Source organism: Legionella qingyii (assembly GCF_003184185.1).
Genome location: NZ_QHJG01000001.1, coordinates 177,454 through 195,856 on the forward strand (window position 1 = coordinate 177,454; position 18,403 = coordinate 195,856).

Here is an 18,403-nt window from a genome sequence, read left to right on the forward strand (position 1 = left end):
ATGAAATTTTTTAATCGTTCTTTACCCTTAAGCGTGGTTCAAAAGATAGTTAGTAATTTATCTTCAGGTGAGAAAAAAAGATTAAGTGTGGTCAACAAAAGTTGGAGACACTTATTCTCCAATGAGGTTTATGAATTATGCATTGAAGCAAAGGATTCCACGGATGTTTCTGAGTTACTTCCCCATATCCAAGCGATTTTACCTGTAATACCTAAGTCCCCCATTACCATAAAACGATTAACTGGAGGATTTTCTCCGTGGGCGAATAGTTATCTAGTGCAAGTTGGTGACGAGCGGTTTGTTTTGCGGCATATAAGACATAAGGAAGGGCGAACTCGGGAAGTATTTGCATCCATTTTTTTCGCCCAGAAAAAAGTAGCGCCTGAAGTAGAATATTTTGATTTTTCTGCGGGTGTTGTCATCATGCGTTATGTAGAAAATAATCCATCGATTACAGGGCGGCTGGATGATGAACAACTAAAACTTATTGCGAAGAAATTTGCAGTGATTCATTCTGGACCACATTTACAGAGACGCTCGGAAATTGAAAAATCAACCCTAATCGCTGAACGTCGAGTCACGTTAAATAATTACATTAAAGCCTCGCCTGTTTTTTTCTTGCAGCAATATGCTCTGCTGCAACTTGATTATTTAACGGGTTTAGTGAGACAAACTCATTATTGTCATAACGATATGAATCCTAACAATCTGTTAGCGACCCCCGACGATTTCTTTTTTATTGATTGGGAATGCGCAGGGCTGCTTGATCCCTTTCTGGACTTAGCGATTGTGGTTGCTACTTTACGCTTAAAGCCAGCTGCAGCAAACTCTCTTTTGTCGCATTATTTGGGACGTCAACCATCCCCTGAAGAACACATGCATTATGCATACATGCAACAAATCGCTTTATTGCGATTTGCAATTAGTTTTGCAGCTAATATGAGCGACCCCATGAGCGTCAATCACGTCGATATTGGCTCAATTCCAGCCTTTAATGAATATCAACCCAGTGATGGAGCGATTGATAAGAGCAGTGATGCGGGTAAGTTCTATATTAGTGTGATGCTGATAAAGCAAGCGATGCAAACCGTTAATGATTATCAATTTAAGCAGCAACTCAATACCAAACTATTAGGGAGTGTAAATAAGCCTGCAAAGGATTTTAGTTTGGGAGCGCTCCAAATTCCTTATTTTATTATGGGAGAAATTTTAAAATTTCTTCGTAAGGATGAACTACTGGCTTTACGATTAGTATGCAGTAGTTGGCGATTATTTATAGATGGCCAGGTAGTACAACCTAAAGGATTGATTTCTGAAAGTGCGGTAGGTGAATTGAGTAATTCTAAAGCGATTGCAGCGCGTCTAACGTCGACATTAGAGTCATTTCTACCATGGAGAGCAGGATCTTTAAAACCACTAAACGGTGGTTTATCTCCCTTTTGTCAGAACTTCATAGTGGAAGCCTACAATCAGAACTATGTAATAAAAATATTAGAAGAAGACAGTGCTCAGGGGTGGGTAGAATTATATGCGGCTCAAGCTGCTTCGCGTACCGGTATAGGTCCTAAAATGGTTTATTTTAATGCGGAACAAAAAGTGGCTATTTTTGAATTTGTTGCCAATGATCCGCGATGGCCATTGAATAAATCCCTGGATAGATTAGCCTCACTGGGTTCAGTAGTTAGTGCATTGCATGGAATTAAAGTTCCAAAGTGTGAAAGTAAGGAAAGCGATAAATTTTTGCAATTAAAATCCAAGGTTATAGATCGTGTTGAAAGAGATCCCAGATTTGATGATTTTTCTGTGGTTTTGACTCTATTTAATGACTTGGATCACTTACTTAATCTAAATCCAAAAACCAGTCTGTGTCACTATGACATGAATCCCTGGAACATATTATTTCAAACAGAAGGAAATCAATTTTCATTAATTGATTGGGAGTTTGCACGAATAGGGATGCCTCTTTTTGATTTGGCAACTATCGCGAATTTTTTACGTTTGAATGCCATAGAAGAAACATTTTTGCATATTGCTTATGCGAAAGGACGAGTTACCGCACTGGATGAAGCCAGTTATCAAATAACTAAAGCATACGTTTATTTGCGATATGCTATTTGTTCACTTGGCTTGAATACAAGTTATGAATTAAAACTTGATCCAGATGTATTAAAATCTTTACCCCCCTTTAATCAATTTAATCCCGCTCAATTAAAAATTGATAAAAATACGAATGAAGGGCGCTATTACATCGCCCTAATGTTTGTAAAAGCAGCTATGAATTTGCTTAAGGACAAACAATTCATCACTCATTTAAAAACGTACCAGCAGGGGTTTAAAACGGACTATATTCCCTCCTTTTTTGCACATTCATCAGAAAGGTTAGATGAACCAAATGGAACAGGAATTATTGCCGATACCTCAAAAGAATTCACCTCTTGAGGATATTACCCCCGTACTCATCGGTTTAAGTTTAAGGCTCCCTCAGATAGAAACTGAGGAAGCCTTGTGGCAATTTTTAATTGCGGGCCAAAAAGCAAGGGATTCTATAACCTCATCAAGAATGTGGCGTAGTAAAGGTGAAACGACCTATGCCAATTTGTTTACTGATTGGAGCTTTTTTGAACCAGGCTTATTTAATCTGACTGCCAAAGACCTTGCTCATCTCGATCCACAACAAAAATTAGCATTGCATGGCGTACATACGTGTCTGGAAAATGCAGGTATGACGCGTTATGAGCTGCAGCAGGCAACAACAGGTGTTTATGCCGGAGTAATGACGGTAGATAACCTACATTCTTATGCAATGAGTGCATGCGATAGTGACAGCCGTTTTTTCCTAAATAATTGTGAAGCGAGTGTTGCCAATCGAGTTTCATACTGTTTTAACTTTACTGGCGAAAGTAAAAGTATTAATGCCGCTTGCGCCAGTTCATTGGTTGCCTTAAAAGACGCTTGTGACAGCATTAGACAAGGTCAAAATGATTTTGCTTTTGTGATAGGTGTTAATTATATTGATAGCGCTTTGCGGCATCAGAGTTTCAAAAAAGCGGGTATGCTCTCGCGAAGTGGTGGGTGTCATACTTTTTCTATGCAAGCGGATGGATATTTGCCTTTAGAGGGGATGGTTACTTTGCTTGTTACCTCAAAAGCAAAGGCTGACTCATTAAATCTCCCTGTTTTAGCTGCTGTTGTAGGAATTAGTTGCAATCATAATGGAACTACCAGCACAATGACCGCTCCTAGTGCTACCGCCCAATCTAAACTAATACGTTTGGCCCAAAAACAATGTGCCTATCTAGATGTTGCATATATTGAAGCCCATGGCACAGGAACTAACCTTGGTGATCCGATTGAGCTAGAAGCGTTAAGTCATAACTATCCTGGTTGTTTTATTGGTTCCATTAAAGCGAATCTAGGACATATGGAAGCTGGGGCCGGGTTATTAGGTGTTGCCAAGTGTTTGCTGATTTTAAAGAGTCGGCAAATTCCTCCCCATGTACTCTCAGATCCCGTAAATGTTTTATTGCCTGAAACATTAAATATCAATACAGAATCCATTGATTATAATCACTCACAAATTGCAGTGAGTTCTTTTGGATTTGGTGGAACGAACTCACATGCCATTTTGCAAAGAGTCCCTGAGCGTGTGCCAATTCAAACAAATGAACCCTTTAAATTACCTGTATTGCTAAGCGCAAAAACTAAAGAAGATTTGGAATCCTTAGTAGCACTCACGGAAGATTATGTTCTGCAGGAACAGATGTATCATGTGGCATTAAACTTAATTTATGCTCAGGAGCACCTTGTTCCTTTTCGCCAAGCAGGATGGTTCAATGAGCATGCAAAACACATTGATTGGATATCCATGAAGAATGACCTTTTAGTTCTTCCCGGGGATTGTTTACCAACGAGCTCAGTATCATTAAGGCCTTATGTGCAGCCTAATTTTTCGGCACAGTTAGCGGAATATTGGATTCATCTAATTCATGATTTTCTATCTGAAATACGCTGTATTGAAGCTTATGGCAGTGCAATTTCTTTGGCAATTAAAGCCAACCAAAAAATGCAAACTCATTTAATATTAAACGGCAAACAATATTCGGCACTAACTGATTTAGATGATTATCTGTCGACGCTTCTCCATAGTTTGGTAATCGCACCGTCCCAAGTGAATCAACTCATTGTTGAAAGTGTGGCTCTTTACCAGCATCAATATACGTTTAAAGCATTTTTGCAAACGCTGCTTCCTGCAGAGTTAATCGTTTTATTTGAACAAAATGACCTACAGCAAATAAAGGATAGGTTTGCTCTTCGCGGCGATGAAGAAATAACATCGATGGATGAGGATAAGAATAAGAAGTTATACCAATATCAATTGATGGTGATTCTTTTATGGGCAAGAGTATGTGTTATTAATAAATGGCAATTAAGTACGGTTAAAAAAGAATTGCTTCGCCGTTATTCTCCTTCTTTTGTTGAACTTATTGCATTGCTTGAACAACAACTGCTTCTACCCGATGAGATTAAACTACTGCTCCAGCGTGATTCTGCGTATCTTGAGCTCTTTAAGAACAGATTAAGTGCGCGAATAAGCACAGTTTCTGAAGTGAATGTGTTTACTTTATTAAGTGCTTATTATAAACCGCTGTTAGTATTTACTCAGGATTCACAAAACAGCAGTACCAACCAATGTATCTTTCATTTTAAAGCAGGACAGAGCATTTGTATCGATCTGGATCATGTGAGTGATAAGGATGTTGTGACCTTAAGTGATGAATTTGTCTTGCAATTATGGCTTAAGGGTTTTGCTATTGATTTTGCGCGTTATTTAGGAGCAATGCCTTTTGAACGCAAATCTTATTTTAAAAAATCAAAGAGGGATTCTTTAGAGAATGAGCGGCGATTTTATACGTTGCAAACTACGTTGAAATGCATGAACCCCCAAGAGTTCTCTAATCTTAAAACCATTCATTGGACTGAGTGTTCCATACATGATATTTTGGCGCATGATCTCCGGATTACGATCAATTATCCAGAACAAGATCCTATCCAGTGGGTATTGGAAATCATTCGTCAAATCTCAGTTAAATGCAGTAATCAGCTTAAAAAACAACGTATAATTTACTTGGAATTGGATGAGAGTTATTCCTCGCAACAAGTCCAGTTAATCACTCACTTTGTAAAAGCAGTGAATTTAGAAATCAACCCACTGCACATTAATATAGTTGATTTTAAAGGAAGATTTTATCAATACAAGCAAGTCGCTTTGCAATTTTCCAAGGTGGCACATAAAGGTTTTGAATATCATGGAACCTATGTTTTAGTTGGCGGTGCAGGTGGGGTTGGTTTAAAACTCGGAGCCTATCTCCAAGAAAAATATGCGGCAAAAGTTCATGTAGTGGGTCGCAAGCCCTATAATCAATTGCTTGAACACGTACAGGCAAAACTACAGCTAAGCAATATGATATATCATTGCTGTGATCCTGATGAACATAATGCTCTATTAACCTATTTAAAACAAATCGCTGCTGCAGAGAAAATTTCAGGTATTTTTCATTTGGCTGTTGCCCGTCATGATGAGTGGTGGGTTAAGCAAAGCGAGCATTCATTATCGACTACGTTAAAGCAAGTGAGCCAACGCAACAGTTGGCTAGTCGCTGAGGAATTATCACAATTCGCTAAAAATCTGTATGTTTTTACATCCATTCAGGCCTATTCCCCCAATTTAGGCGCTACGATGTACAGTTTTGAAGCTGCGTTAAAAAAATATTTATTAGCACAACAAAAAAGTCTTCCATGTTTTGTCACCGCATTGGGTGTAATAGACGGCATTGGATTGGCAGCATCTGCTGATTATTCGCAGTATATGGCGAGCAATGATTTGGCTCCTTTATCATTTGCTGAGTTGATGGAACTTTTTGAGCTGCAAATTGACACCCACACTCCATTTGCTTTAATTACTGGCCGTAGGAAACAAAACGAGTTTATAACCACTGCCACGGTTAATAAAAATAAAATTCTGGAAGAGTTTGTGGCACTAAGTCTTTTGTTGCGGATCAATCAATCCTTCCCCATGCATGGTCTTAACGTGGCGATGTTTTTTGCACCGTTCCAAAAACATTTTCAATTATTGGTTCGTGAGTTATTTAATATTTGGCAAAAGCTGCAGTTTGTTCACGTAGAAGAAGATTTTATTTTTATTACCCAAGAGGTAAAACATCTTGAAGCCCTAAAAAGCAGTTATGAAGATGAATTAAAAGAGGGGAATTATTCATCTCGGCTTAAATTATTTACCTCAGTATGCGAACATTACCCTGAATTATTATCCGGTAATCTATTACCACATCAGGTTATTTTTCCTCATGGTAATACTGAGTTAGTACAAGGCTTTTACGAACATCATACGGTTGCTGATCATGCCAATCAGATGTTGGCCAGTAAACTAAGAAATTACTGTTTATCATCTCAAAAAACAATAAAGATTCTTGAGGTGGGGGCTGGAAGTGGTGCCTCAACGCGAGCAATTTTAGGAGCGCTGCACGATCAATCATTTACTTACTATTTCACTGATATTTCTCCAGCATTAGTGAATAAAGCAAGACGTTATTTTTCTGAGTATGAACATTCCATGGAATTTCGAATATTTGATATGGAACACATGGATTCTCAGCATGAATTTTATCAAGCTTTTGATGTGGTGATCGCAACCAATGCCATTCATGCCACGAGAGATATATTAAATTCACTGAATAGCTTGTGCGAATGCTTGGTTGATAGCGGACATTTATTATTGAATGAGTTAGTGGAAAAGACTAATTATACCACTGCTATTTTTGGCTTATTTGATGGATGGTGGAACGCGAGCGACCAACATCTACGCCAAATGAACTCACCTTTATTGAGCCCAGAACAATGGATTGCCGTATTGCAGAAGATGAATTTAACCGATATTGAGTATCAATGTTCTTGTTTAAATTTCTCTTCTGCAGAACAAATTGTTATTGACGCTAAAATAAATCGTCAAGATCAGATAAAAAGACAGCCCGCATTGATGATGCCCTTATCTAAAGTATCCATAGAGCCTGTGGACAAAGAGCGAGATGTTGGAAATGGCGGTGAAAAACAACAAGCGCCATTTCATTCCACAAAAAATCAACAATGGATAGTCGAGCAATTGGCACAAACACTCTATTTGGATAGCGAAACGATTCAATTAGAAGATCGATTGTCGGATCTTGGTTTTGATTCATTAAGCTTGAGTGATTTATATCAAAAATTAAAGCCTGAATACCCTGAATTCGGTATTGCTGAATTGTTTGCAGTAGATACGGTGGCAGCACTGGTGAAACGATTTACCGGCAATGAATGTACTGAAACTCCTGATGAAGTCCATTTAGATTTAAACCATTATAACCGGGAAACAGATATTGCTATTGTGGGGCTGAGTTATCAGCTGCCACACACAGGTTCCGATGATTTTATTTCTATGCTGCAACAGGGTAAAACAGCATTTGGACCTATTCCCAAATCACGATGGGCGCATGACTCATTTTTTGATGCGCAAAAAGGAAAGCAAGGAAAATCTTATGCGGGTAGCGGTAGTTTTTTAAATGATATCGATTGTTTTGATGAAGCCTTTTTTAAACTCTCTCCACGCGAAGCTGCTTTTATCGATCCACAAGAACGTTTGCTGCTGCAAAATGCCTATTTTGCGCTTGAGGATGCGAATGCTTTTCCCATTGCATTGGACAATAAAATCTCGGTATTTGTCGGGATAAGTGGTGCTTATTATTCTTGGCTCAATGAAGATTGGACGACCCAAAAACACGCTAATTCTTCGTGCGCTTATTGGTCTGCAGCAAACCGAATTTCATATAGTTTTAATTTGCATGGTCCAAGCATGGCGGTCGACACTGCCTGTTCGTCTTCGTTATCAGCGCTTCATTTGGCTTGTCAAAGTGTGTTAACTGATGAATCAACTATGGCTATAGTGGGTGGAGTTAATTTAATTGTGCATCCACGCCAAATGGTAGAACTCTCAGATTTGCATATGCTGTCGGCTCAAAACATTAATGCTACGTTTTCGCAAAATGCTGATGGATTTGTGTATGCTGAAGGGGTTGTTGCTTTATGCATTAAAAAATTAGGTGTGGCTGTTGCGGAAGGTAATAAAATTTATGGGATCATCAAAGGAAGTGCGCTCAATTCAGGTGGCAAAATGCACGGGTATACAGTGCCAAATCCTGAAGCCCAAAAACAGGTTATCCTTTCTGCTTTGCAAAAAGCAGGAATTAATTCCTGGCAAATCAATTATATTGAGGCACATGGTACCGGCACAGTGTTAGGTGACCCCATAGAAATTAAAGCATTGAGTGAAGTCTATCAAAATAAGGCGTTTCTGGGTTCGGTTAAAAGTAATATTGGTCATAGTGAAGCATGTGCTGGTTTGGCGGGATTGGTACGAATATTATTGCAATATCAACATGAGGAAGTTTTTGCGGGAGTGAATGCTTGGCCGCTGAATGAGCATTGTCATTTTGAAAAGACCCAGTTTATTATCCCGGAAAAAGATACTGCGTGGGGACAGAGTAGGGGTTCACGTTACAGTGCACTTAGTTCTTTTGGAGCGGGTGGCTCAAATGCACACATCATTTTACAAGATTATCCTCTTATTCCCGAACTGTGTACAAAACACCATTCTTTTAAAAAACACATACATTGGATTGTGCCTCGTAGTTCTTTTCCAGCAATTCAAGAATATCCCTTGGTTCTGAAGGCAAACGCCTATTATTTTGAACAGCATCGATTGCATCAACGTCCAATATTGCCTGGGGTGGCACATATTTACTTTTGTTATCAAGCCTACATACGTAATAGAGAGAAAGCGTCGCTTATCAGCATCCGTGACATAAAATGGCTTAATCCCATTTATGCAGATTATGAGGGGGATGCTCTTTCATTCATGATTCGTTTTAAATCGGAAGATACTTATACCCTTTGTGAATTAGCAGGTGAATTATTACATTCAAGCAGTACTTATCATGCTTTAGATGAAATTACTGTATTCAAGGAATATGCTTCATTTGCTGTTGAGTGCAATCACGATGTGTCGGCGGTGGCAATGTATGCCCAATTTCGTCAAAACAATTGGTATCATGGTGAAGTATTTCAATGCGTGCAAACAATTAAAATTAATCAGGATAAAAATAAAGCGATTGCTACATTAACGCGTGCAGAGTCTCATGAAATACCTACTTTAGATCCGCGCTTATTTGATAGTGTTTTGCAATGTGTTTCAGTGTTACAAGAGGGATTGCCAGAAGAGCAGGTATATATCCCTCAGAAAATTGAGGCGCTCAATCTATTTCAAGAATGGACCACTAAAATTTATGTTGTTGTGGAAGACAAATCCGTTCGCCCATTTTCTCCGCGTTATGACATTTCTATTTTTGATGAACGGTATCATTTGGTAAGCCATATTACTGGTTTTTGCATGATTCCTATTCATAAACAACAAATTATTCCGCAAAAACCAATTCATTATTTTAAGCCATCCTGGCAGCGCATTGATTGTGATAAGGCAACTGGAAGAACTTTTGAATGGTTGCAAGCCACAGATAGCCCAAACACCGATTCGGCATGTTCTATATTGCGTGTGAATCAATTACACAATACACAGCAATTCATGAACTTGTTACAGAATCTACAGCATGCTTTGCAAACAAGAAAAAAATTACAGTTGATTTTATGTTTTGATGATTCGGGAGAAACTGCTGTTTATGCGCAGGCCGTCCATGCTTATTTACGTACAGCACAATGTGAGTTTCCTGAGTTGCATTACAGTGTTGTTCTATTGCCTTGGGAGTTGAGTCCCCAACTCTTACCACGGGTTGCCCACAGCCAATTGCCTACGTGGGTTAAAGTAAACCGGGAAGGTGTTTTTCATACTCAATATTATCATACGGTCATCCCGAAGAAGAATGAGGCTCGTTTTTTATTCAAACAACATGGGGTATATGTTATTGCGGGGGGGCTTGGTGCGATTCCCCAAATTATTGCCCAATACCTGGTGACTCAATATCAAGCCCGCGTTTTACTTCTGGGGCGACGTCATCCATCTAAAGAAAACATTCACTGGTTACAACAAAACAACATCAATTATAAACAAGTTGATCTCAGTGATTATGAAGCACTGCATGCCTGTATGACTCACTTTGTTTTAGAGCATGGCGGAGTATTAAATGGTTGTATTCAGGCCGCGGGTGTGCAGCAAGATAGTTTAATTATCAATCAATCAGCTGAGGCAATTGAAACGGCATTAGCTGCAAAAGTAACAGGTACCTTGAATTTAGATAAAGCGACGAGGGCGTATCGTCTGGATCATTTTCTTTTGTTGTCTTCCTACTCTTCAATACTCGCTAATATTGGACAGTCTATTTATGCAGCTGCTAATGGATTTTTAGATGGTTTTGCCGTCTTACGTGAATCGTTGCGTATCAAAGGAGAATGTTTTGGATTTACGTACAGTATTAATTTGCCTTTTTGGGAGCAAGGAGGCATGCAGGTTAGTGATTCAGTATTAGCACGTATGCAAAAAGAGTGGGGAATGCAAGCGATTAGCAATTCCACCGGGTGCCGTATTTTAGAAACATTACCCGCATTATCCTGGCCGCAAATTATTGCGCATCAAGGACAGCAAGAAATCATTCTACAGCGATTAAATGATTCGAAATCGACGAAAAAATACAGGTCTGAAGTGAGTATGGAATTTAAACTCTTTGTGGTCAACACGATTAAAAAAATATTGGAACTTGAGGGGAATTTTGAGCTAACAGCCTCTTTTGGTGATCTTGGTTTTAACTCAATTTTATTTACTGAGCTAGCCAATGAGTTGAATGATACATATGATTTGGCAATTACACCGGCCACATTTTTTGGTTATAAAACCGTTGCCGAATTCATTAGTAATTATGAGCAAGCCAAGCCTTCTACGGAGGCGATGGTCCAATCTGAAGAGGTAAAGCCATTAATCCAGCATCATTCGGTTGACGAGGATCTGCCGGTCATTATTGGTTACAGCGCATTATTGCCAGGTTGTAAGAGTTTAAATGATTTTTGGCAGTTGTTAGTGAATCAACACCATGTGTTTAGTCAAACCCCTGCGAATCGCTTGCATTATATGCAACAACATCCTGGCGCGTTTATTGATGCTGTTGATGCATTCGATGCCGCTTTTTTTAATCTATCACCGTTTGAAGCCATAGTGATGGATCCCCAGCAACGACTGTTATTGCAGGAAGTATGGCATGCTTTGGAAATGGGAGGAATCAATCCATTAAACTTGAAAGGCTCGGCAACGGGTGTCTATGTGGGGGCGTCAACTTTTGATTATGCGAAGTTATTAACGCGATACCAAGTGAGTAATCCCTATATACCAGTTGCAACAGTACACAGTTTATTGGCGAATCGAATATCTCATTATTTTGATTTAAGTGGGCCTAGTGAAGCAGTGGATACCGCATGTTCCAGCAGTTTATATGCTTTGGATCGCGCTGTGAAAGCCATCAATCAAGGGGAGATTGAACAAGCAATTGTATGTGGGGTTAATTTGTTACTTGATGATGAGTTTTTTAATGCGTTCACTCAATCAGGAATGTTGTCCGCTACGAAAATCTGCAAGCCATTTGACAAACATGCCGATGGATACATTAGAGGGGAAGGTATCATTGTAATTATTCTCCAGAAACAAGCGCAAGCACGGGCACAAAATAATACGATTTATGCGAAGATTCTTGGCAGCGGAGTAAATCATACGGGTAAAGCAAATACGCTCACATCACCCAGTTCAAAAGCACAGCAGAAATTGTATGAACATGTTTATAGCTCCATTGATATCGCGCGCATTAGTTATATTGAAGCCCATGGTACAGGAACTCCTTTAGGCGATCCTATTGAGTTGGAAGGCTTGAAAAATTTTGTTGCCGATAAAAATGTATCGATTGAAGTAGGTTCAGTTAAGGGCAATATCGGTCATCTGGAGCCAGCCTCAGGATTGGCTGGATTGATAAAAATTTTGCTGATGTTTCAGCATCAAATGATACCAGGACAAGCGAATATATCTGAAATCAATCCCTACCTTGCCTTGCAGCAATCAGGACTTTCAATCAGTCAGAAAACTCATGCATGGCAACAAAAGCAAATTAACGCCGCATTAGTTCCTCGTTGTGCAGCTGTAAGCTCTTTTGGTTTTGGCGGAGTTAATGCGCATGTTGTTTTAGAACAAGGTACTATGATTCAACAACATCCTGCAGAATCTTTTGTGCCATTGATTCCTCTTTCTGCTGCAAATGAAGCAAGCTTGCGTATCTTGGTGAAGAGTTACATTGACTGGTTGTGCGAAACATCTCATTTTGATCCACAAAGTTTCTGTTTTACCTTGCAAAAAAGAAGGGTTCATCAACGCTATCGGGTGATTTTCCAATGGCATAATCAGCAACAATTAATCCAGCAGATGCAAAGTTGGATCGACTCATCTGCAATGCCTCGGATTAGCGATGATTATCAATCCATGGTACACGCGTATCTGGCGGGTGATGCTGTATTTAGTACTGCAGCACACCCGAATGAAATGATGCCAGTCCATGAGACTCCGGCGTATCCATTTCTCCGTAAAAAAATCTGGTTTAAAACTCAAGAAAACCAATGGGTGTATGTGAAAAAAGAGTTGCATGCGGAAATGACGCATCAACCATTATATAACCAAAATATTGTAATCATTCATGCGGGATGTTTTACCGAAACACTAAAACTGATTAGCTCACAACTCGAAAAAAATAATAAAGTTTTAAGTTATGACTTGAGTTACTTTAATCCCGATGAGTTTCAGTTATTTTTAGAGGCACATGCGGATATCGATCGCTTTATTATTTATCCTCAGTACCCTGATTTTAATCTAGAGATTAATTTTTTTAACCAAGATCCGCTTAGCCTGCTTAAACCTTTATTTGATTTATTGAAAACTACATTAAGCTCCTGCTTATTTACAAAGAAAATTAATATTGAATGGTATTCTTATGTTGCTAAAGCCAATCATCCTCAGGTGGCAATGGTTTGTGGTTTATTGGGTTCCTTAGCTAAAGAAATGCCCCATTGGCACTTGAAACATTTTATTATTGATACACCTTTGGAGCGATCGATGCTGGAAATGGTTTATCCAGGGCCACATCAAACAATTCAATATCGAAATAAACAGTACTGGTTCGCTTCTCTGGAGTTAGCTCCTGATTGTGAAGAAAACGATTTTCTCATAACCCATGGGACTTATTTGATTCTTGGGGGGATGGGCGGTATTGGTCGTCGTTTGGCGCAGTTTTTAATTGACTCGTATCACGCTAAAGTCATTCTTGTAGGGCGTAGTCCTCTAAGTGAAGAAGGACGGCAATTTTTACATACTTATGGTGAGCAGATTGAGTTTATTCAAACGGATGTGACACGTGAAGCAGAATGTGCTTTGCTGATTAAATACCTTCACGTGAAACATCCTGTCATTCATGCAGTATTTAATTTGGTCATGCAATTACAAGACAGCACCGTTGATTCAATGACTTGGCAACAATTTAGTCATGTGATTCATGCTAAATTATTTAGTGCTTATTTTATTTATCAATTGCATCAACAGATACAAATAAACGCTGCAGTAATTTTTTCTTCCATGCAAAGCAGTGCCTGTCTTGCCGGACAAGCCAATTATGCAGCAGCCAGCAATGCCTTGGATGCATATTGCTTGCGCCTGGAACAGGAAACCGCGTTACCAATTAAAATTATCAATTGGAGTATTTGGCAAGAAGTCGGGGCTGTCACGGATTCCTTTTACCTTGAACGAGCGCGCGATTTAGGATTTATTCCTTTAACGACACAACAAGCATTGGAGGCGATGCTACTTGGTTTAAATAGCCAATATACCCAGTTCGCGATTCAAAATAAGAGTGTGCCGCAAAGTCCGCCGACACCATTTATTCTACCCATTAAAGCAGGATTAGATGGTGTGAACCAATTCGTTTATTGCTTGGCATCTGATTTGCGGAAAAAGCATGCTTTGGTGAACAATGTAGTACCCAAATACACTCAGCTGGCCACTTATTTAAACGAGTTACCTCAAATTTCATCTACCAATGAATCATTGCATCATTTGCTTGAACGCTGTTGCCAACAACATACTGCTTATGAAGCATATTATCGTTTGGCGTATTTGTGTTATTTGGACTATGAGCTCATATTAGGGGGAATCAAGACCCCAACAGAAATTGTTTTTTCAGAAGATGGGCTTAAATTATTGTGCGCTCTTTATGCCCAAAGCCCTGAGTCAAAAATGTGTAATCAATACATCGCGCGATATATCGACGAATATCTCAAGAGCAGCAATAAGCGAGTAAAAATACTGGAGTTGGGTGCTGGGGTAGGGGCAACAACAGAAACGTTGCTCGATGTCTTGAATGGCTATGAGCAGATAGATTATTACTATACGGATGTCTCTTCATTTTTCTTGAATCAAGGTAAAAAATTACAAGAACAAGCGCATTTTAATTTGTACTGCGACCATTTAGATTTGAATCATTTGGAAGAGTTGGCTGATGGATCTTTTGATGTGGTGCTTGCTTCGAACGTAATCCATTTGGCCGATGATTTAGAGTTTACCCTTAAAGAATTGCAACGCCTTCTTAAGCTGCAAGGGATATTCTTACTCAATGAGGCAGTTCAGGAACAAGCGTATTTGAACTTTATTTTTGGTTTATTTGACGGCTGGTGGCAAGCGAGTGGCGTTGAGCGATTAAATGCTTCTCCTTTATTAAGCCAGGATCTCTGGCTGCAAAAGTTAACCGCAGCAGGTTTTGTTGTCTCAGAACAGCATTTGCGTGATCAAGAAAAAGCACAAAAGGTATTTTGTTGTCATAGGAAGTACTCTGGTTCCCTCTCATCCGCCCTGCGGGCATCATCTCTGCATGAGCGGGGAGAGGGGATGATCGCGCAGCAAATTGCTGAATTTATTTGCGCAGCACTTCATTTACCCAAGGGACACATTCTTGAATCGGATCGTCCTTTGGCAGAAATAGGTCTTGATTCGATTACCGGCGTTAGTTTGATAACCAACATTAATAAAGCATTTAATTTGTCATTACGCACAGCTGTTATTTTTGATTATCCCACTTTGCAGCGTTTAGTAGCTTTTGTTCATTCTCAGCTAAAGAGGAAAGAGCCCATTGTTACGGAAAGGCCGCCTGTAGATTTATTTGCGGGAGAGTTAATTGATGATTAGGCAACGGCGTAAATATACTTACACTCCTCAAAGTAATCAGTACTGGCTAGCGCATCAGATTGATGGTCATTATGTGTTCCCGCTCGATAATTTGCTCATGATGATTTACTCAGCCTTGAGGCCTTTAGCTACAGCACAAATCGTGCAATTAACTGGGGTTGAATTAAAAAAATTATTAATTGCTGAAAAAGAACACGCGATCAATTTGTATCTGGAAATCGATCCAATAAATCATTACTGCTTCATTGAGCAATTGCATGATGATGGAACCAAAGAATTGGTATTACAGACTACTTATCAATTCGAGTCGCCCAATAAAATGACCAGAATATGGAAGAATGCTGATAATTTAGTAAAGAATGATTTTTATCAGAACGATTCATTACACTACTTAGGCGATTGTTATCGGGTTATTGAACAATATAATGATGTTCATGAATCATTTTCTGCAGCATTAAGTCCAAAGGCCAGTTATCCTGCGGTTTTAGGCAGTATGCTGCATTCTTTGATTTACCTTAACGATCCTTATTTTGCGCAAAACCCTCGACCCGGACTGCCCAAGACAATAAAACGCGTTTTATTTCATGTGTCGAATCAACCCAGTGCTTTTTTATTTGCTAAAGATCAAGAGGCTACGATTTTTGATGCACAGGGAAATTGGCAAATCATTATGGAAGGAGTTGAACTGACGCGATCCACTACAACAAAAAATAAATCGCTTAAAGAGCCTTTGGATATTGCTGTAATCGGTATGGCGGGTCAATTTCCGCAAGCTGAAACAGTAGAAGAATTATGGAATTCTTTATGTGATGGATTTAATGCAATTACCTCCTTGGAAAAGCGGGGAGAACACTATTTACGTGAACCCAATCATGCTGGATGGTTGGATGATGTTTTTGCTTTTGATCCTGACTATTTTCACATACCAAAAATTGAAGCCCAAGCGATGGACCCGCAACAGCGATTATTTTTGCAAACGGCCGCTGCTGCTTTAATGGATGCGGGTTATTCACCAATGGAACTTCCTGATAAATTCTGCGGAGTTTTTGTGGGGGCAAGCCAAAATAGTTATTTGACACACAGTCAACAGAAACCGATAGCCCAAAGTTTTTGGGGAAATGCTCCCGCAGTCATTGCCGGACGAGTTTCTTATACCTTTAATCTGACCGGACCAGCAATTACGTTAGATACTGCTTGCTCTTCTTCTTTAGTTGCCATACATCAAGCCTGCCAGGCGATTATAAATGGCGAATGCACGAGTGCTCTTGCTGGCGGGGTATTCATTATGAGCAGTGATGATTTTCTCCAGCAAGCACATCATGCCAAAATGCTTTCTCCAGATTATGCATGTCAAACATTTAGTGATAAAGCGAATGGGTTTATCCCTGGTGAAGCAGTAGCTTGTGTTTATTTGAAGCCTTTAAAACAAGCGCTTAAAGACAAGGATCCCATTTATGCAGTAATCAAAGCCAGTGGTGTGAATCAAGACGGACAATCAAATGGAATTACCGCTCCAAATGGTTTAGCTCAAACAGAATTGATGCAACAGATCTATTCTTCATATGGTTTGTCCACTGATGATCTCGCTTATATTGAAACCCATGGAACAGGTACAGAACTTGGGGATCCTATTGAAGTACATGCGTTGCAGCGATTATTTGCAACACATGAAACGAAGTCTGAAAAATCCTGTGGTTTAGGAAGCATCAAGTCCAATATTGGTCATACAGTCCATGCGGCCGGAGTGTGTGGTTTTATCAAAAGTGTTTTATGCAGTTATTTCCAAAAAATTCCAGCAACACTTCATTGTGAACGTGAAAATCCGCAGATTGATTTTGCCAGTACCCCCTTTTATCCGGTTAAAGAATTAAGTCCATGGCCTAAAAATAAATCGCTTGCGGCTGTAAGTTCATTTGGGTTTTCTGGTACCAATGCACATCTGGTCATTCAACAATTTGCAACTCAGAATCGGCCTAAGTTTCCAGTATACCCATTTAAAAAAATTCATTGTTATTGGCAGAAAGCCCAAGAATATATGTTATCTGCTGAGCAGACATATTTCAGTCAGCATCAGGTAAATCATCAGGCCATTTTACCAGGAGTTGCGAGTCTTGCTTTAACTCAGTATTTCCTTAATGAATTACCGTTGTATTGTGTGAATGTGCGATGGCTTAAAGCGTTGCCTGCGCTTAATCCATGGCTGAAGATTAATATGAGTAAGACTCATAACTCCATTGAATTGCTTTATGATGGAGATTCGTTTTTTAGAGCAGAATTTGCAGAGCGGGAAAGGGAATTAGTTTCTTTTAATCTGCATGAATTTAAATGTATTCCTAACGCAATTGACTGTACTGAATTTTATCGCTGTTTTGAACAAGCAGGAATTCAATATGGTCCTGATCTAAAAAACATTACGCAACTTTTTGCCTCTGAGGAGCGAGTTTTTGCACCTATTCGATTTAATGGGGATTTTAGCGAGTTTTTATTTAATCCCTATCTCCTTGATGCGGCGTTACAAACCGTTGGCTATTTCACCTTGTATCAACAACAACCGCTTTCTTTACCGGTGAGTGCTAAAAAAGTGGTGCTTCTCAAGAAACTGGTAAATCATGCTTTAGTGTGTACGCAAAAAGTAGGACCTCTCAGTTTCCATATTCAAATTTTTGATGAAGATGGGGCATTGTGTGTCGTGATTGAAGAATTAACGGCGCATTATCTTGTAACATCGTATCCCCATGCTACGTCGTGCGGCTTGTCCTCGGGATCCAGAACTTTTGAGGCATCATTGGATGGTGCAGATAAATTGCGGGACGTAGGCATAAATGAGCAGATGCAATATACATCCGCAGATCTAGCGCCTGCAGCCAGTGGTCTATCTACTGATGTATATAGTGCGGGAGTCGATATGGAAAAAGAATCGACGCAAGAGTTAGTCTATTCGATTTTTTCCCATCGGTTGAATATGACGCCTGATGAACTAAAGAAAATTGGTCAATTCAGTAAGCTTGGATTAGATTCTTTATTGGCTATGGATATTATTTTTGATCTGGAGGTTCATTTTGGCAGTCAACCTAAAACGCTTTTATTTGA

The 18,403-nt window shown here is 39.4% G+C and carries 3 protein-coding genes (1 of these 3 cut by a window edge); all 3 read left to right on the plus strand.

All coding sequences use genetic code 11. The features are described from left to right. Tightly spaced (each overlapping or abutting the next), the 3 genes in view from DGG96_RS00700 to DGG96_RS00710 form a layout consistent with a single transcriptional unit that may run on beyond the window. Complete coding sequence (locus tag DGG96_RS00700; RefSeq protein ID WP_110141097.1) at positions 1–2,439, plus strand: phosphotransferase; 2,439 nt, start codon at positions 1–3, stop codon at positions 2,437–2,439. After that, on the plus strand, positions 2,384–15,313 hold the full coding sequence (locus DGG96_RS00705) for an SDR family NAD(P)-dependent oxidoreductase (protein WP_110141098.1): 12,930 nt from the start codon (positions 2,384–2,386) through the stop codon (positions 15,311–15,313). Before DGG96_RS00700 ends, DGG96_RS00705 begins: the two co-directional genes overlap by 56 nt. Then, positions 15,306–18,403: the 5' portion of an SDR family NAD(P)-dependent oxidoreductase gene (locus tag DGG96_RS00710; protein ID WP_110141099.1), read on the plus strand. Its footprint extends 4,372 nt past the window's final position; 3,098 of the gene's 7,470 nt are visible here — the first part of the coding sequence; the start codon lies at positions 15,306–15,308; its stop codon lies off the right edge, out of view. The genes DGG96_RS00705 and DGG96_RS00710 overlap by 8 nt, the downstream gene beginning before the upstream one ends.

Excerpts from the sequence above, each read along its gene's own strand:
- DGG96_RS00700 (WP_110141097.1), top strand. The coding sequence starts at position 1 with ATGAAATTTTTTAATCGTTCTTTACCCTTAAGCGTGGTTCAAAAGATA.
- DGG96_RS00705 (WP_110141098.1), top strand. The coding sequence starts at position 2,384 with ATGAACCAAATGGAACAGGAATTATTGCCGATACCTCAAAAGAATTCA.